Annotated in this window: 20 protein-coding genes; 4 read left to right on the top strand and 16 right to left on the bottom strand. The window is 73.3% G+C overall.

Annotation, left to right across the window (positions count from 1 at the left end; translation table 11 throughout):
* Positions 1-31 precede the first annotated feature (31 nt).
* From ACZ4MH_RS22005 to ACZ4MH_RS21985, 5 genes are all read right to left on the bottom strand, one after another.
* A complete protein-coding gene (locus tag ACZ4MH_RS22005) occupies positions 32-868 on the bottom strand; it encodes a polysaccharide deacetylase family protein (RefSeq protein WP_351596782.1) in 837 nt (278 codons plus the stop codon).
* Positions 865-1215: a hypothetical protein gene (locus ACZ4MH_RS22000; protein ID WP_351596779.1), complete on the bottom strand. Its 351-nt coding sequence runs from the start codon at positions 1213-1215 to the stop codon at positions 865-867. Before ACZ4MH_RS22000 ends, ACZ4MH_RS22005 begins: the two co-directional genes overlap by 4 nt.
* Positions 1215-2015 (bottom strand): glycosyltransferase family 2 protein, encoded by an 801-nt coding sequence (locus ACZ4MH_RS21995; RefSeq protein ID WP_351596776.1) that lies wholly within the window; start codon positions 2013-2015, stop codon positions 1215-1217. The genes ACZ4MH_RS22000 and ACZ4MH_RS21995 overlap by 1 nt, the downstream gene beginning before the upstream one ends.
* A gap of 355 nt (positions 2016-2370) precedes the next feature.
* Entirely contained in the window at positions 2371-4506 is a 2136-nt protein-coding gene (locus ACZ4MH_RS21990) for a putative bifunctional diguanylate cyclase/phosphodiesterase (RefSeq protein WP_351596773.1), read from the bottom strand.
* Positions 4503-5324 (bottom strand): SAM-dependent methyltransferase, encoded by an 822-nt coding sequence (locus ACZ4MH_RS21985; RefSeq protein ID WP_351596770.1) that lies wholly within the window; start codon positions 5322-5324, stop codon positions 4503-4505. Before ACZ4MH_RS21985 ends, ACZ4MH_RS21990 begins: the two co-directional genes overlap by 4 nt.
* A 156-nt stretch (positions 5325-5480) precedes the next feature.
* Here ACZ4MH_RS21985 and ACZ4MH_RS21980 point away from each other — a divergent pair, with 156 nt between their 5' ends.
* Entirely contained in the window at positions 5481-7286 is a 1806-nt protein-coding gene (locus ACZ4MH_RS21980; RefSeq protein ID WP_351596767.1) for a glycoside hydrolase family 15 protein, read from the top strand.
* 112 nt (positions 7287-7398) lie between these two features.
* Positions 7399-7956 (top strand): hemerythrin domain-containing protein, encoded by a 558-nt coding sequence (locus ACZ4MH_RS21975; RefSeq protein ID WP_351596764.1) that lies wholly within the window; start codon positions 7399-7401, stop codon positions 7954-7956.
* 78 nt (positions 7957-8034) lie between these two features.
* Here ACZ4MH_RS21975 and ACZ4MH_RS21970 read toward each other — a convergent pair whose 3' ends face one another.
* The 10 genes from ACZ4MH_RS21970 to ACZ4MH_RS21925 are packed head-to-tail and all read right to left on the bottom strand — an operon-like array spanning position 8035 to position 13258.
* The gene (locus tag ACZ4MH_RS21970; protein ID WP_351596761.1) at positions 8035-8319 is read right to left on the bottom strand and encodes a gas vesicle protein K; all 285 of its coding nucleotides are present in this window, start codon (positions 8317-8319) and stop codon (positions 8035-8037) included.
* The gene (locus tag ACZ4MH_RS21965) at positions 8316-8597 is read right to left on the bottom strand and encodes a gas vesicle protein (RefSeq protein ID WP_351596758.1); all 282 of its coding nucleotides are present in this window, start codon (positions 8595-8597) and stop codon (positions 8316-8318) included. Before ACZ4MH_RS21965 ends, ACZ4MH_RS21970 begins: the two co-directional genes overlap by 4 nt.
* A complete protein-coding gene (locus tag ACZ4MH_RS21960) occupies positions 8594-9520 on the bottom strand; it encodes a GvpL/GvpF family gas vesicle protein (RefSeq protein ID WP_467754646.1) in 927 nt (308 codons plus the stop codon). The genes ACZ4MH_RS21965 and ACZ4MH_RS21960 overlap by 4 nt, the downstream gene beginning before the upstream one ends.
* Entirely contained in the window at positions 9517-9849 is a 333-nt protein-coding gene (locus ACZ4MH_RS21955; RefSeq protein ID WP_351601766.1) for a gas vesicle protein, read from the bottom strand. Before ACZ4MH_RS21955 ends, ACZ4MH_RS21960 begins: the two co-directional genes overlap by 4 nt.
* Before the next feature lie 11 nt (positions 9850-9860).
* Entirely contained in the window at positions 9861-10850 is a 990-nt protein-coding gene (locus tag ACZ4MH_RS21950; protein WP_351601764.1) for an SRPBCC family protein, read from the bottom strand.
* On the bottom strand, positions 10843-11475 hold the full coding sequence (locus ACZ4MH_RS21945; RefSeq protein ID WP_351601761.1) for a DNA primase: 633 nt from the start codon (positions 11473-11475) through the stop codon (positions 10843-10845). The genes ACZ4MH_RS21950 and ACZ4MH_RS21945 overlap by 8 nt, the downstream gene beginning before the upstream one ends.
* 22 nt (positions 11476-11497) lie before the next feature.
* Positions 11498-11746, bottom strand: a complete 249-nt coding sequence (locus ACZ4MH_RS21940) for a gas vesicle protein GvpG (RefSeq protein WP_351601758.1) — start codon at positions 11744-11746, stop codon at positions 11498-11500.
* On the bottom strand, positions 11746-12498 hold the full coding sequence (locus ACZ4MH_RS21935; RefSeq protein ID WP_351601755.1) for a GvpL/GvpF family gas vesicle protein: 753 nt from the start codon (positions 12496-12498) through the stop codon (positions 11746-11748). The genes ACZ4MH_RS21940 and ACZ4MH_RS21935 overlap by 1 nt, the downstream gene beginning before the upstream one ends.
* Complete coding sequence (locus ACZ4MH_RS21930) at positions 12498-12947, bottom strand: gas vesicle structural protein GvpA (protein WP_351601752.1); 450 nt, start codon at positions 12945-12947, stop codon at positions 12498-12500. Before ACZ4MH_RS21930 ends, ACZ4MH_RS21935 begins: the two co-directional genes overlap by 1 nt.
* A gap of 2 nt (positions 12948-12949) precedes the next feature.
* Entirely contained in the window at positions 12950-13258 is a 309-nt protein-coding gene (locus tag ACZ4MH_RS21925) for a gas vesicle protein GvpO (RefSeq protein WP_351601749.1), read from the bottom strand.
* Between the two features lie 256 nt (positions 13259-13514).
* On the opposite strand from ACZ4MH_RS21925, the gene ACZ4MH_RS21920 reads away from it, so the two are divergent.
* Together ACZ4MH_RS21920 and ACZ4MH_RS21915 are read left to right on the top strand one after the other, a co-directional pair.
* Entirely contained in the window at positions 13515-14444 is a 930-nt protein-coding gene (locus ACZ4MH_RS21920) for an SDR family oxidoreductase (protein ID WP_351601746.1), read from the top strand.
* Positions 14444-15601 (top strand): FUSC family protein, encoded by a 1158-nt coding sequence (locus ACZ4MH_RS21915; protein ID WP_467754645.1) that lies wholly within the window; start codon positions 14444-14446, stop codon positions 15599-15601. The genes ACZ4MH_RS21920 and ACZ4MH_RS21915 overlap by 1 nt, the downstream gene beginning before the upstream one ends.
* A gap of 22 nt (positions 15602-15623) precedes the next feature.
* Here ACZ4MH_RS21915 and ku read toward each other — a convergent pair whose 3' ends face one another.
* Positions 15624-16499, bottom strand: coding sequence for a non-homologous end joining protein Ku (gene ku / locus ACZ4MH_RS21910; protein WP_351600509.1), 876 nt, complete (start codon positions 16497-16499; stop codon positions 15624-15626).
* Positions 16500-16650 lie beyond the last annotated feature (151 nt).

Below are 16650 nucleotides of genomic sequence, written 5' to 3'. Positions count from 1 at the left end.
TTATGTGTAGTTGGGAGCCACGGCGGCGCTCCTAGGGGAAGCGCTGGGGTGGGAAGGGCAGGCCGGTGGGGTGGGCGAGGGTGGCGCGGGTGCGGCGGTAGAGGTGCCAGGCCCTGGCGCGGAGGGGTTCGCGGAAGGGGGCGACGCGGGCGCCGCGGCCCTCGGCCCACCGGCGGAAGAGGTCCGGCGGGGTATCGGCCATGACCATCAGCCGGGCGATGCGGAACGGGTCGTCGGCGGGTGAGCTGAAGGCTCCCAGCGCCGCCGCGGCCGAGGTCCAGCCGGCCGCGCCGACCGCGCGGCGAACCAGCGGGCTGGAGTAGCCGTGCGGGTAGGCGAACGCGGAAACCGGGTGCCCCAGGACGTCCTCGATGCGGCGTTTGCAGCCCGAGATCTCGGCGCACAGCCGCCGCCGCGGCAGCGTGTCCAGCTGCGCGTGGGTGCGGCTGTGCCCGCCGATGCCGATGCCGCAGGCGTCGAGCGTGATGACCTGGCGCCAGTTCAGCATCGGGGCCGGCGGCAGCAGGCTGCCGCCGGGGGAGCCGCCCGGCGCGTGCACGGCGCCCGTGGTGATGTACAGGGTGGCGGGCAGCTCCCGCTCGGTGAGCTGCGGGAGGACCGTCCAGTAGAAGTCGGCGAACCCGTCGTCGAAGGTGAGGACGGCGCACCGGGGCGGCAGCGGCGGGCCGCCGCGCACCGCCGCGACCAGCCGCTCCAGCGGGATCACGGTACGGCCGCTGTCGACGATCCGGTCCAGCTGTTCGGCGAAGACGCGGGGGGTGACGGTGAAGGGGGCGATCCAGGGGGGCGGATCGTCGGACACCGAGTGGTACAGGAAGACCGGCACCGGGTCAGGGCACGTGGTCATGGCGGGCCCCCTTCCGGGGCGGGAGGCGGCGCCGGACCCAATTCCTCAGGGATTCGGTGGCCCCTCGGGGCGGACGGTTCGTAGAAGGCGGCAGCGGCCGACGCCCGGCGGTGCCCGGCCCGGTTGCCGGGGGTGCCGGTGGCGTGCACCAGACCGAGCGGGTGCCCGTGCAGCCGCACCAACGCCAACACGCGCCCGTCCACATCGTCGGCCCCCGAGCTGTCCGGCGAGCGCGGCTCACCGGGCGAGGTCAGGTCACATTCGACGACGTGCACGCGGGTGTCCAGCGAGTAGCGGGCGGCGATCCAGGGGCAGGCCGTCGCGGCGCGCCGGCCGAAGCCGTGCATCATTCCCCCTCGGCCGGCGGGGAAGCGTACCGGGCGCCGGGGCGCTCGGAGATCAGGGTGCGCAGCATCCGGCGGCCGTCGGACACGGCGCGCAGGTGCGAGCGCCCGCTGCGGCGGGGCAGCTCCAGGCTGGGGACCTCGGCGATGCGCAGGCCGGAGCGGAGCGCGTGGGCGATCATCTCCGCCTCGATCTCGAAACCGGCGGCGTGCAGGTCGAGTTCGTCCAGGAAGTCGCGCCGGAAGGCACAGAATCCGTAGCAGAGGTCGGTGAGCCGGGCGTGGTACAGGCGGTTGACGACGGCCAGGAGCGCCAGGTTCCCGGCGGACCGCACATAGGTGAGGCCCAGCGAGCCGCCGCCGGCGACATAGCGGGAACCCTTGACGAAGTCGTAGCCGTTGTCGAGGAAATGGACGAAGTGCGGGATCTCGTCGGGCGACATGCTGCCGTCCGCGTCCAGCGTCACGATGTACGCGCCGGTGGCGGCCTCGAAGCCGGTGCGCAGCGCGTTCCCCTTGCCGCTGCCGCGCTGCTGCACGCTGCGCACGGTGGGCAGGGACTGCTCGGCCATCCGCAGGGTCGCGTCGCTGGAGGCGCCGTCGACCAGGATCACTTCGTCCACGCAGCGCGGGATGCGCTCCAGTACCCAGGAGATGTTGCGGGCTTCGTTGCGGGCCGGGACGACGAGGCTGACGGTGGCCCGTACGGGGCGGACGTCGGTCGAGCGGCGCATCGGCCGCGCGCCGGGCGTGGTGTGCGTACGGCTGCTTGAGGACAGGGCGGGGTGCAGAGGTGTGCTCATGAGGTGACGGCCTCTCCTGATGAGGCGCGGGGGCCGGGCCCGGAGCGGGCGGTGGCAGGCTTGCGCTGCCGTCGGGCGTGGCCCGGGTGAAGAGGCGGTGGCGGGGCCGGCGGTGCCGGCCCGGGCACGGCCTCGGGGGAGGGGAGGGCGCTGGGTGCGGCGGGACATCCCTGCCGCCGGTGCCTCCGGGGCGCCGGAAGACGGCGCCGGGACTGGCCTGTGCGGTCCGCTGGAGAGCGGTCCGCTCCGCCCCGAGAAGCGGAGCCAGGACTTCAGACTCGCAGCACCCTTACCGAGAGTCAAGGCAAAGCGGGCGAATCGCCTGAATTATCGTGGAAGAGACCCTCGGTGGTCACTAACCGTAATATTCGTCGTCTTCCTGCGGGGCCGCGCGCTGCAGTTCCTCGGTGATCCGGCGGGTGATCTCGCCGGGCCGCGCCGGCCGGCCGAAGTGCCAGCCCTGGCCCCAGTCGCACCCCATGGCCCGCAGCCGCTCGGCTTCGGCCGCCGCCTCCACGCCCTCCGCCGTCACCTTCAGGCCGAGCGCCCGCGCCAGCGAGACCAGCCCCCCGATGACCCGCCAGCTCCGCTGCGCGGCGGCCCCCGACCGGTGGGTGTCCGCGACGAACGACCCGGCGATCTTCAGCCCCGAGACCGGGAGTTCGCCGAGGTACCCCAGCGGTGACCAGCCGGTGCCGAAGTCGTCCACCGCGAGCGTGATACCGGTGTCCGCGAGGCTGCGCAGCGTCGGCATCGAGTCGTCGTCGGACCGCATCACGGCGCTCTCGGTGATCTCCAGCTGGAGCCGCGTCGGGTCCAGCCCGGTGGAGCGCAGCACCCGGCCGATGTCGGCCGCGAGCCGGGCGTCCCTGGCCTGGTGGACGGAGACGTTGACATTCATCTGCGGGGCCGCGGGCCCGAACCGGCGGACCCACTCCGCCGCCTGCCCGCACGCCTCCTCCAGGACCCAGCGGCCCAGCCGCATGATCATCCCGGTCTGCTCGGCGGTGGCGATGAAATCGTCCGGGCTCAGCACGCCGAAGTCCGGGTGCCGCCACCGTACGAGCGCCTCCACGGCGGTCAGCGAGCCGTCCGACAGCGTGCACAGCGGCTGGTAGTCCAGGAAGAACTCGCCCCGCTCCAGCGCCACCGGCATCCGCACCGACACCGCGTAGCGGGTCACCTCGCGCGCGTGGTGCCCCGGGTCGAAGAGCGTCCACCGGCCGCGGCCCGCCTCCTTGGCCCGGTACAGCGTCAGGTCGGCGGCGCGCACCGCGGCCTCCGGCGTGGTCGTGGCCACCGACCGCTCCAGCACGCCCACGCTGGCCCGCACCGACAGCCGGCGGTCGGCGACCGGTATCGGCGTGGACAGCGCCGCCAGCGCGGCCTTCGCCACCGTCACGGCGTCCTGCTGCCCCCGGGAGCGCTCCAGCAGCACCACGAACTCGTCGCCGCCCAGCCGCGCCACGAGATGCCCCAGCGGCGTCATCGCGGTCTCCAGGCGCCGCGCGACCGCGACGAGCAGCTCGTCACCGGCCGCGTGCCCCAGGCTGTCGTTGACGAACTTGAAGCCGTCCAGGTCGAGGTAGCAGATCCCGAACCGGGCGTTGGCGCGGGGCGCCCGGAAGAGCCGTTCGAGGCGCTCGATGAAGGCCGCCCGGTTGGGCAGCCCGGTCAGCGCGTCGTGGGTGGCCTGGTGGCGCAGCCGCTCCTCCAGCCGGTACCGGTCGGTGATGTCCTCCAGCAGCGCCACCTGGTAGTGCGGCACCAGCTCCTCGTCGCGGATCAGCGAGCACGTCAGATGGGTCCAGACCACCTCGCCGTCCCGCCGGTAGTACGGCTTGGTGCACTCGAAGCGCTCCCGCTCGCCCCGGATCAGCGCGTCGTACGCCTGCCAGGTGCCCGGCTCGTCCTCCGGGTGCACCAGATCGGTGATCCGGCGGCCGCGCAGCTCCTCCACGCGGCCGCCGAAGATGTCCAGCATCGCCCGGTTGACCTCCAGGATGTTGCCCTGCAGATCGCCGATGCCGATGCCGATCGGGGCGTTCTCGAACAGCGCGCGGAAGCGGGCCTCGGTCTCCCGCAGGGACCGCTCGGCCGCCTGCCGCGCGGTGTCGGCGGCGGCCCGGATCTCTTCCTGGTCCCGCAGCGTCCGCTCGCGCAGCGCCGCCGCCCACCCGGCGGCGAAGGCGCCGGCCACGACGGGCCCGCGGTCCTGCGGTACCGCGTGCGCGTGCAGCAGCTCGACCGCGCGGGCCAGCACCGAGGGGTCGGTGTAGTGCGCGTCGACCAGCAGCGCCCCGGCCTCCTCGGCCGCGCCCGTGGACACCGGGCCGCCCTGCCAGGACCGGCGCAGCAGTTCGACGGTGCGGGCGGTGAGCTGCTGCCGCGCACCGGGTTGCACGGTGAGCCCCAGCCCTTCCCGCAGCAGCGCGGACCAGGACTCCTCGAAACGCCCGGACGCCCCGCGGTCCGGCTCCGCAGCACTCACGGACGACGCCCCACGCCGGCCAGGCCGGTCATCCGCTCCGGATGCGGCCCCACCGTTTCCGGCGTCTCGGGCCGCCACTCGGGCAGGTACACCACGCCCGGCTCGACGAGCTCGAAGCCCTTGAAGTACGCGGTGATCTGCGCCCGGGAGCGCATGGTGAGCGGCATGCGGGTGCGGGCGTACAGCGCCTGGTGCGGGCCCGCCTGGTCGGGGCGGCCCTCCAGCGACGCGTGGGAGAGGGCCAGCGCACTGCCCGGCGGCAGCGCGTCCCGCAGCGCGGCGACGATGCCGGGCGGGTCCGCCTCGTCCGGTACGAAGTGCAGCACCGCGACCAGCAGTACCGCCACCGGCTCACCCGGACGCAGCAACTCCGCGACGGAAGGCCGGGCGAGCAGGCCGTGCGGGTCCCGCACGTCCGCCTCGACGACCTCGACGTGCGGGTCCTCCCGCACCAGCAGCCTGCTGTGCGCGACGGCGACCGGGTCCACGTCCACGTACACCACCCGGGCCTCCGGGCGTACCCCCTGCGCGACCTCGTGCACCGCGCCGAAGGTGGGGATGCCCGAGCCCAGGTCGAGGAAGCGGGTGATGCCCTCACCGGCCAGATACTGCACCGCGCGGCGCAGGAACGCCCGGTTGCTCCGCATGATCATCGGCAGGTCGGGCCAGAGGGAGATGGCCTGCCGGGCCATTTCGCGGTCGGCGGGGAAGTTGTGCGAGCCGCCCAGGAAGAAGTCGTACATCCGGGCGGCGTTCGGGCGGTCCAGATCCGTTCCCGGCGGCACCCACGACGCAGACCTCGACGAAGACCGCTGCATCACCGACCCCTTCCGCACCCGGCGGGGAATCCAGCCTCAGGGCTCTCCACAATTCTCATCTCGGGGCCATGGGCGTGCAAGCGGGTGCGCCGTCCGCCGCGTACAGGCGTCCGCGGCTCGCGAGGTCGGCGGGGCCCGCCCGAGAATGGACAAACCATGCCCGCACGCATCGAGGACTACGGGATCATCGGCGACCTGGAGACGGCCGCCCTGGTCGGCAGGGACGGCTCCGTCGACTGGCTCTGCCTGCCCCGCTTCGACTCGCCCGCCGCCTTCGCCGGCCTCCTCGGCACCGACGGGCACGGCCACTGGCGGATCGCCCCGGCCGGCACGGACCCGCCCTGCACCCGCCGCGGCTACACCGGCGACACCCTCGTCCTGGAATCGCTCTGGGAGACCCCCGAGGGCACGGTCCGCGTCCTGGACTTCATGCCCCCGCGCGACCGGGCGCCCCGGCTGATCCGCATCGTCGAGGGGCTGACCGGCGAGGTCCCGATGTACAGCGCGCTGCGGCTGCGCTTCAACTACGGCCGGGTCCTGCCGTGGGTGCGCCGCACCGGCCACCACCGCATCGCGACCGCGGGCCCGGACGCGGGCTGGCTGCGCGTGCCGCCCGGCGTGCACACCTTCGGCTCCGACGGCGCCACCTGCTCGGAGTTCACCGTCAAGGCCGGCGACCGGGTCCCCTTCGTCCTCACCTGGCAGCCCTCGCACCTGCGCACCGTCCAGGGCATCGACCCCGAGCGCGCCCTGCGCGAGACCACGGAGGGCTGGCAGCGCTGGGCGGCGACCTGCCGGTACGCGGGGGAGTGGCGCCCCGACGTACTCCGCTCGCTGATCACCCTCAAGGCCCTCGCCTACCGCCCGACCGGCGGCATCGTCGCCGCGCCCACCACCTCGCTGCCCGAGGCCATCGGCGCGCCGCGCAACTGGGACTACCGCTTCTGCTGGCTGCGGGACTCCAGCATGACGCTCTCCGCACTGCTGCGCGGCGGCTTCCACGAGGAGGCGGCCGCCTGGCGGCGCTGGCTGGTGCGCGCGATCGCGGGCGACCCCGCGGACCTGCAGATCCTCTACGGCGTGGCGGGCGAGCGCCGGCTGCCGGAATCCACGGCGCCCTGGCTCCCCGGCTACGAGGGCTCGGGCCCGGTCCGGCTGGGCAACGCCGCGGTCGACCAGTTCCAGTTGGACGTCTACGGCGAGGTGGCCGACACCCTGTACCTCGCGCAGGCGGCCGGCATCCCCATGGAACGCCGCGTCTGGTCCCTCTTCCGTACCCTCATGGACGCGCTGGAGCAGCGCTGGCGGGAGCCGGACGAGGGCCTGTGGGAAGTGCGCTGCGGCCGCCGTCAGTTCGTGCACTCCAAGGTCATGGCGTGGGTGGCCGCCGACCGCGCGGTACGCCTCGCCGAGAAGACCGGCCTGCCCGCGCCCCTCGCGCGCTGGCGGGCGCTGCGCGACGCCGTGCACGCCGACGTCTGCGCGCGCGGATACGACGCGGACCGCGGCGTCTTCGTACAGCACTACGGCAGCCGGGAGCTGGACGCCGCCACGCTGTTCATCGTCAAGACCGGCTTCCTGCCTCCGGACGACCCGCGCGTGATCCGTACGGTGGACGCCGTACGCGCCGAACTGGACCAGGACGGTTTCCTGCGCCGTTACTCCGGTGGCGGGCCCGCCGACGGGGTGTCGGCCGACGGGCTGCCCGGGACCGAAGGCGCCTTCCTGGCCTGCTCGTTCTGGCTCGCCGACGCCCTGCTCGCCACCGGCCGGCACACCGAGGCCCGCGCCCTCTTCGCGCGCACCCTGGCGCTCGGCAACGACCTCGGCCTGTTCGCCGAGGAGTGGGACGGCGCGGCCGGCCGCCAACTGGGCAACATGCCCCAGGCGTTCACCCATGTCGCCCTGGTCAACTCCGCTTTCGACCTGGCGGCGGCAGGCGCGGACCGCGGCCCCGTGTGAGGGCTCGGACACCGGCCCCCGGGCCGCGCGAGGCCGGTTCCCGCCGTCTCGGGAGGCCGTCGGCGGGGTACCCGGCGAGGGTCCCGCACGACGAGACGAGAGGGGCCCGCTCATGGCCGAGAAGCAGCAGGACGTCGTGGAGCTGCTCGAACAGCAGCACCAGCAGATCCGCCGCCTCCTGGAAGACGTCGTGAACAACAAGGGTGAGGAGCGCAAGCACGCGTTCCAGCGCGTGGTGCGCCTGCTCGCCGTGCACGAGACGGCCGAGGAAGAGGTCGTCCACCCCTACGTCCGCGACCACGTCGAGGGCGGCGAACAGGTGGTCAAGGACCGGACGGCGGAAGAGAAGAGCGCCAAGGAGGCGCTGAGCCGGCTGGAGGACATGGACGTCGACTCGCCGGAGTTCCACGACCGGTTCACGGCGGTCCGTCAGGACATACTGGCGCACGCCGAGGCGGAGGAGAAGTCCGAGTTCACCCACCTGCGCGCGGTCTCCGACCAGCGCGGCCTGGAGGGGCTGGCCAAGGCGGTCAAGGCCGCCGAGGCGGTGGCGCCGACCCACCCGCACCCGGGCGCCGAGTCCGCGGCCGCGAACCTCCTCGTCACCCCGGTGGCCTCGCTGATCGACCGCACGAAGGACGCGGTGCGGGCGGCGATGGGCAAGCACTGACCTTCACCGGAACGTCCACCGCCACACCCATAGGCGGCCCCGCCCTCACGGCGGGGCCGCCGTACTGCGGTTCCGCGTCTACCGGTCCTCCTCCCGCGGGAGGAGGGAGCCGAGGGGGCCCAGATCGAGGTTGAGTTCGTTGCGGCCCACGTCGTAGCGGGCGCACAGCTCGTCCATCCGGCGTTCCAGCAGCATCAGCGTCGTACCGATGCGCTCCTCCTGGTCCTCGGACAGATTGCCCTGGTCGACGCGGCGCAGCGCCTGCCGCTCCATGAGCTGGTGCAGCAGCTCCACGACGGTCAGCACCAGCCGTACGAGGTCCCGCTCGACGCTCTCCTCGTCCAGTTCCACGCGCCTGCTCACGGCCGCCTCGCCTCCTCCACACGTACGGGTTCCGCCCCTACCGGTTCCGCCCGTACCGGATCCGCCTCCACCCCTTCTTCCGGGCCGAGTTCGACGAACGGCGACGGGACGTTCTCGTTCACCGAGCTGATCAGGGCGCGCAGGTCGACCCGTACGAGATCCACGTCCGCGATGCGCAGGGTGAGGTCGCCGGCGATCACCACGCCGCCGGCGAGCAGCCGGTCGAGCAGGTCGATCAGGGCGACGGGGGCCTGCGGGCCGGCGGCGGGAGTACTCATCGGGTGCTCCCTCCGGCATCGTCGTCCGGCAGGTCGGTGAAGGAGTACGGGGCCCAGGGGCCGGTCAGTTCGATCCGCAGGGCGGGGGAGCGGGCCGCCAGCTCGCCGACCCGCTCGGCGAACGCGCCGGCCGCCTCGCGGCGTACCAGGTACGCGCCGTTGAGGAGGTTCGGGCCGCGCTGGACGGCGGGGCGGGCGTCGGCCGGGGCCCGGCCGGCGGCGTCGGGCGCGCCGGACGCGGCGACGGCCTCGGCGAGCCGGCCGTCCTGCGGGCGGTGCAGCCGGCTGTGCTCGGCGGTGCGCGCGAGGGCGTCGTGCACCGCCCGGGCCAGGCTGTCGGCCTCCTGCAGCGCGGTGTCCTCGGCCTTGCGGTCCCGCAGCCGCCGCCGCAGGAACTCCCGCCCGGACTCCGCCTCGGCCGCGGGCCGTTGCCGCGCCGGGGGAGCGGCCGGGGGAGCATCGGACGGCCGCTGCGATGGCGGCGGGGCGGCGGCCGGCTTCCGGTCGTCCGGGGGCTGCTGGGCGTACGCCTTCACGCCCCACTCCAGCCGCCCTTCCAGCCGGGTCAGCAGCCGCTCGAACCGCTCGGTGTGCGCGGCCAGCGCGGCCCGGACCGCGTCCTCGTCGCGGTACACCGTGACCAGCCGCAGCGGCAGCACGCCGACCGCCGCCGCGGTCTCGTCCACGACCTGCCGGTGTGCCCGCGCGGTCGCCTCCAGCCACGTCAGGTCCTCCAGGCGGTCGCGCACCGCCGGCTGGTCGAATTCCGCGGCGGGCACCTCGGACACCAGCGCGGCCAGCGGCCCCTCGGCCACGGTGCGCACGGGCGCGTCCCCGATGCCGAGCAGGCCGGCGGGCGGCCGGGCGCCGCGGCGGAGGACGGCGTAGGCGTACGTCAGCAGGCCGTCCTGACGCGTGCTCACGGTGACTCCTCCTTCCGTTCCTCCAGGGCGTCCCCGTCCTGGCGGCTCTCCAGAGCGGCCAGCCGGTCACGCAACTCGGCGTTCTCCCGGGCCAGTTCCTCGCGGCGGGCGCCGGACGACAGCGACGGGTCGTCGCGCCACCAGTCGATGCCCATCTCCTCGGCGCGCTCCACGGAAGCCACGATCAGCCGCAGTTTGATGGTCAGCAGTTCGATGTCGAGCAGATTGATCCGGATGTCACCGACGATCACCACGCCTCTGTCCAGGACGCGTTCGAGGATGTCGGCGAGGTTGGCGCCGCCGCCGGCGCCGGGGGAGGGATAGGACATGGGGTAAGCGCTCACCTCACCTGTTCCGGCTCGGGCTCGAGCTCGGATGCGTCGGCGGGTTCTTCCTCTTCCTCGTCCTCGCCCTCGTAGGCCGCTTCCTCGTCGTCCTCGTCGTCCTCGTACGCCTCGGCGTCACCCTCGGCCTCGTCCTCGTTCCCGTCCTCCTCCTCGTACGCGCCGGTGTCACCCTCGCCTTCGTCTTCGCTCTCGTCCTCGTACGTGTCGGCGGCGCCCTCGTCCTCCTCGCGGGCGACCGCGTCCTCGTGGGACTCGACGACCTCGCCGTCGCGGATCTCGCCGCGCCAGCCGTCGGTCGCCTCGCCGCGGAGCATCACGAAGCGGCGGAAGTGCTTCAGGTCGAGCCGGGCCCGCCGTCCCTGGGCGCGCCACAGGTTGCCGGTCCGCTCGAAGAGGCCCTTCGGGTAGTACTCGATGACCAGCAGGACGCGGGTCAGGTCCGGCGTCAGCTCGTGGAAGGTGACGACGCCGTTGACGGTCGCCTTCGCGCCCTGTGCCGACCAGGCGATGCGCCGGTCCGGCAGCTGCTCGGTGACGGTCGCCTCCCAACTGCGGCTGGACCAGAGTACCTTGGCGCGCCAGGTGGAGGTGGTGTCGTCCGTGCGCTCCACGTCCTGCACGCCCTTGGCGAAGGAGCTGAACTCCTGGAACTGCGTCCACTGGTCGTACGCGGTACGCAGCGGCACCCCGACGTCCGTGTCCTCGACGACGGTGACGAACCGTCCGGTCCCGGTGCCCTTCCGTGTGCCGCCGCTCCTGCCGCCGCGGACCAGCCGGCCGAGACCGGGGCCGAGGGCGAGGCCGGGGCCGTTGCCCTCGGCCATGTCCTGCAGCCGGGTGGTCGCGGCGCCCAGCTTCCGGCCGCCGGCGATCAGCAGCCGCTGGGCCTGGGCCGCGGCGAACGCGGCGGCCTCCTCCTTGAGCCGGTCGGTGGCCGGACTGCGAGCGATGCTCTCCTTGAGGCGCTGCTTGGGGTCAGCCATCGGTACGCTCCCGGCTCCGGCCGGACTGCTTGCCGGACGACTTGGGGGACGGTTTGGCGGACTGCTTGGCGGCGCTCCTGGGCCCGCTCTTGGCCGTGCCCGCCTTGGCCGTACCTGTCCTGGCCGTCCCGGTCTTCGTAGTGCGCCGGGCCCGCTGGGCCGCGGGTGCCGACTTGCCGGTGGCCTTCTTTCGCTGCGTCCGGCCCTTCGGGGCCGCGCCGCGCTCGTCGTCCGGAGCCTCGTCCGCCTCTTCGGCCCCTTCCGCCTCGGCGGGCTCCTCGTCCTCGGCCCGCGTCTCCTCCGTACCGCCGGTGAGCTGTTCCTGGACGCCCGCGGTGCGTGCGTGCAGGCTGTCCGCCAGCGCGTCGATGCGGCGGCTGACGAACGCGTCCGCCGCCGCGCGGCCCACTCCGCCCAGGTCGTCGCGCAGCTGGTCGCGCAACTCCGCGAGCTGCGGGTCGGCCTTCAGCCGCTCGTCCACCAGGCCCAGCAGCCGCTGCGGGTCGAGCTGCAGCCGCCGTCCCAGTACGATGCCGCCGACGCTCAGGGCGAGCTTCGCCTTCTTCGTGCGACCCAGTGCGTATCCGCCGGCGACGGCCAGTGCCAGTGCCGCCCGGTTGTTCATCCCAACCGTCTCCTCGTCCTTCTCACTGTCCGTGGAGCCACTGTTCCCGCGTCGCTTCCAGCCGGTCCAGCAGCGCGTCCTCGCGTCGGTCGAACTCCGCCTCGTCGATCAGGCCGTCGTCCAACTCCCGCGCCAATTCCCGTAGTTCGTGCTGGATCACCCCGGGGTCGTGGTACTGCCGCTCCGCCTCGGCGACGAGCTGGCGCAGTACCCACCCGGTGCCGCGCACCGGCGCGGCGGGCAGCAGCAGTACTTCCTTGAGCAGGCCCATCAGTCCCGGCCCGCGTGCTCGGCGGCCGGCTGGGCCGGGCGCACGAAGCTGTACGGCGGCAGCGGGCCGTTCACCAGCAGCTCCAGCTGCGGCTGCTCCTCGGCGAGCCGCGTCGCCGCCTCGGTGAAGGGCGCGGTGTCCGTCCGCGGCAGCAGGAACGAGAGGTTCACCAGCCAGCCCGTCCCCTCGGGGCCCGGCGCCGACTGCTCCGCCAGCGGTGCCAGGGCCCGCTCGACCGTGTGCGCGTCGCGCACCTCGCGGGCCCGTACGGCGTTGGCCACCAGCTCGCCCAGCCGCACCCGCTCGGGGTAACCGCCCCCGCCGGACGCCTGCAAAGCCTCCGTGAGGCGGCGCACCTCCGACTCGTCGTCGACGACGAGCCGCAGCACGACCTCCTCGCGGTGCGCGGCCTTGACGTTGTACTCCACCCGGCCGGTCAGCTCGGCCAGCTGTGCCTTGTAGTGCTCGGTGTGTTCGCCGAGCGCACCGCGCACCGCGTCGTCGTCCGTCGAGAGCGAGCCGAAGCGCAGTGGCAGTACCGCGCCCGCGCTGCCCGTCTCGGTGAGAACGTGCTGGTGGGCCAGCAGGTCGCGGCGCTTGGGGCGCAGCCCGTCGGGGCAGTCGCTGACGACGGCGGACAGTTCGCCGGCCCGTATGATCCGCACCGGGCGCGGCGGGTCGCCGACGCCCAGTACCTGCTGCTCGGGGGTGGGGTGGTCGGCGTGCGCGATGCCGTAGACGTAGGTGGTCATCAGCTCTCCTCCTTCTTGCGGGAGCTGGTGGCGGTGCGCCGCGGCCGGCGTTGCGGCTCTTCGTCGCCGGACCTGCCGGAGGCCGCTTCGCGGCCCTGCCCGATGGCGTCGGCGAAGGTCTCGGCCGCGCCCGAGAGCGCGCCCTTGCTCTTGCCGCGCGCGCCGGACTCGGTCATCTCGCCGACCAGGTCGGGCAGTCCGGGCTCCTTCTTGGGGCCGGACTCCAGGTCCAGCCGGTTGCACGCCTCGGCGAACCGCAGATAGGTGTCCACGCTCGCCACCACGACACGTACGTCGATCTTGAGGATCTCGATGCCGACCAGGGAGACACGCACGAAGGCGTCGATCACCAGTCCGCGGTCCAGCACCAGCTCCAGTACGTCGTACAGGCCGCTGGTGCCGCCGCCTCCTCGGCCGCCTCCTTCTTGTTGAGCGGGAACCACAGTCATCTCTACGGGTTTCCTTTCGCGCGTTCGTAGCGGCCGACACGCCGGTACCCGGTGAGCACGCCCTCCTGATCGAGGGTCAGCTCGTACAGCGCCATCAAACTCATCGTGTCGGGCACCCTGGCGAGCTCCAGTACTTCCGCTTCCAGGAGCCAGCCGTCCCCGGTCCGCTCGCAGCGGGTCACGGTTTCGGGCTGCAGTCCGGTGAGCTCGGCGAGCTGGGCGCGCGCCGCGCGCATCAGCTCGGGCAGTGCCAGGCCCTTCGCGGGGCCCCGGCGGTCGCCTTCATCCGGTGTCTTCGCTTTGTCCGTCATGAAGTCATCTCTGTCGGGCTTCTCCGTCCGGGCGTCTCCGCCGGGAAGTCCATGCCGCACCGAGTACCGCCGAGGGGCGAGGGGAAACCCATGTGCCCCGGCCGGTTCGCGCGGCCCGCCCGGGTGCCGGGTCGCCGATCTTCGCGGGCGACCCGATGATGGATTGAGGCCCGTCGGGCGGGGGACCCGGTGATCAGCCGAAGGGGACGGCTGTCACCCCATCCGGTCAATGGTCAATGCGGAGCAGGAGGAATCAGTGGCCGCGCAACCCCACGACCACCACGACGACGCGGGGAGCGGCGCCCCGAGCGGGCAGCCGCAGAACCCCAGGGAGAAGCACCCGCAGCCCGACTTCCCCGCGCAGGAACAGGAGCATCCCGGCTGGACCGGGCCGATGGACCCGCCACCGGACCACGGTGAGGACTCCTATCGCGGCAGCGGCCTGCTGACGGACCGCAAGGCGCTGCTGACCGGCGGCGACTCCGGCATCGGCCGCGCGGTGGCGCTGGCCTTCGCGCGCGAGGGCGCCGACGTGCTCTTCACCCATCTGCCCGAGGAGGCCGACGAGGCCCGCGAGACCTCCCGGCTGGTCGAGGAGGCGGGCCGGAAGGCCGTCGCGGTCCCCTGCGACATCCGCGAGGAGTCCGCGTGCCGGCAGCTCGTGGAGCGGACGGTCGCGGAGTTCGGCCGCATCGACATCCTGGTGAACAACGCGGCGTACCAGATGGCCCAGCCGGACGGCATCCAGGCCATCAGCACGGAGCAGTTCGACCGGGTGCTGCGCACCAACCTCTACGGGATGTTCTGGCTGTGCAAGATGTCGCTGCCGCACATGCCCAAGGGCGGCTCGATCATCAACACCACGTCCGTACAGGGCTACAAGCCCAGCCCGCACCTGCTGGACTACGCGACGACCAAGGGCGGCATCGTCACCTTCACGCAGGGGCTCGCCCAGATGCTCGCGCCCGACGGCATCCGCGTGAACGCCGTCGCGCCGGGGCCGGTGTGGACGCCGCTGATCCCGGCGACGATGCCGGACACCGTGGAGTTCGGGAAGCAGGCGCCGCTGGGCCGCCCCGCGCAGCCCGCCGAGATGGCGCCCGCCTATGTGTTCCTCGCGTCCGAGCACGCCGCGTTCATCACCGCCGAGATCGTGAACGCCACCGGCGGCACCCCGCTGCCTTGATGGGCTGGTGGCGCTGGCTCAGGTGGGAGGCCGCCGCCGTCCTGCGCGCCGCGCGCGGCGCGGTGACCGGCCCCGGGCCGGAGCGGGACGCGGCGGTGCAGTCGCTCAAGGCGGCGGCCGCCGCCGCGCTCGCCTGGGCCGTGACGGGCTGGTGGTGGGGCGCGCCGATGGCGCTGATGGCCCCGTGGACGGCGGTCGTGCTGGTGGAGCACACCGTCTACCGGTCGGTGCGGTCCGGGCTGCAGCAGCTGGCGGTGATCGCGGCCGGCACGGTCATCGCGGCGGGCGCGGCGACACTGACCGGCAACAAGATGGGCGCGATGCTGCTCGCCCTCCCGCTCACCGTCCTGCTCGGCAATTACGCGCGCTTCGGGCGGCAGGGCATGTACGCGTCCACGACGGCGCTGTTCGTGCTCGCGTACGGCTCGTACTCGCTGTACGACATCGGGCACCGGCTGCTGGAGTCGGTCATCGGCGCCGCCATCGGGATCGCGGTGAACGCCCTGGTCTTCCCGCCGGTGCACGCCCGCAGCGTGCGGCACATGCTCTACACGCTGCCGCGGGACAGCGCCGACCTGCTGCACACCATCGCCGACGGGCTGCGGGAGGCGGGCGACGAGGGGTACGGCCCGGAGGACGCCGAGGGCTGGCAGGACCGGGCGCGGCGGCTCGCCAACGCCGTCACCGACCTGCACACCGCGCGCAGCTGGGACCAGGAGAGCTACCGCCTCAACCCCGGTTACCGGCTGCGCCGCCGCGGCCGCCCGGCGCCGTCGGCGGACTGGGACGAGACCTGGGACGGGATCAGCGAGCACCTGAAGACGCTCACCCGGACGCTGCGTGAGGCGGCCCCCGACCGGCACGACCTGGCCCCGCCGCCGCCCGGCGCGCTCGGCCTGGCCGCCGATGTGCTGGACGCGGCGGGGGACGTCTGCGAGGACGACCTGTACCTGCTCGACGAGGGGCCGGAGGAGGAGCGCGAGGGCCGGCGGGCCGAGGACCTGGACCGCGCGTGGGAGGCGCACCGCCGGCTCAAGGACTGGCTGCCGGAGCTGGACGGGGACTCCTCCGTCTCGCTCGGCGGCCTGGTCGCGGAGATGCAGCGGCTGCTGTACGCGCTCGGACCGCAACTCCCGCTGCGGTCCAGGGCGGCGTGAGGGCGCGTCGACCGCGGCGGCCTCAGGACGCCTTCTTTTTCTTCTGACTCTTCTGGTCCTGCTGGGTTTTCCGGCTCTTCTGGGTGCGCTTCTTCGTGTCGCCGCCGGACTTCCCGCTGCCGCCCTTCGCCCGGTCCACGCTGGCCTGCAGGGCCTCGCGCAGGTCGATGACGTTGGTCGCCTTCGGCGCCGGCTCGGCCTTCTCCACCGTCTCGCCGGTGCGCTTGGCCTCCACGAGCCGCTGCACCTTCTCCTGGTACGTGTCGTGGTACTCGTCCGGTTCCCAGTCCACGGACAGCGCGTCGATCAGCTGCACCGCCGTCTGCAGCTCCTTCTTGTCCGGCTTGGCGCGCTCCGGCAGGGTCGGCAGTTCCTTGTGCGGGTCGCGGACCTCGTCGGCCCAGTGCAGGGTGTGCAGGGTCAGGATGTCGTCCTCGGCCTTGACGGCGACGAGGTACTCGCGGTTGCGCATCACGAACGTGGCGATGCCCGCCTTGTTCGCGTGCGCCAGCGCCTCCCGCAGCAGGCCGTAGACCTTGGCGTACTCCTTGCTCTTGGGCGCGAGGTAGTACGTCTTGTCGAAGAAGATCGGCGCGACCGCTGCCAGGTCGACGAAGCCGGTGATCTCCAGGGACTTGGACCGGCCCGGCGCGATCTCGTCCAGCTCCTCCGGCTCGACGAGCACGTACTCGTCCCCGGCGTCGTAGCCCTTGACGATGTCGTCGTACGCGACTTCCTTGCCGGTGCGTTCGTTGACCCGCTTGTTGCGCACCCGGTCGGAGGTGCCGCGCTGGAGCTGGTGGAAGTGGACCGTGTGGCTCTCCGTCGCGGTCACCAGCTGTACGGGCAGGGAGACCAGCCCGAACGACAGCGCACCGGCCCAGACTGCGTGTGCCACCTGCCGCCACCTCCTCGTCCTCCCATCGCACCCCGTACCGGCGGGGTCCGCATCCCGGTGTGCGCCGTACGGAGCACACCGGGGGAGGGCGGAGGTTTGGGCTCCCGTGAGCGTGGCACTCGGCTTCCCGGCCGAGCGGCCGGCCATGGGA

The organism is Streptomyces sp. NPDC026301 (genome assembly GCF_055567935.1).
This window is presented reverse-complemented; position numbering and strand designations above follow the sequence as displayed.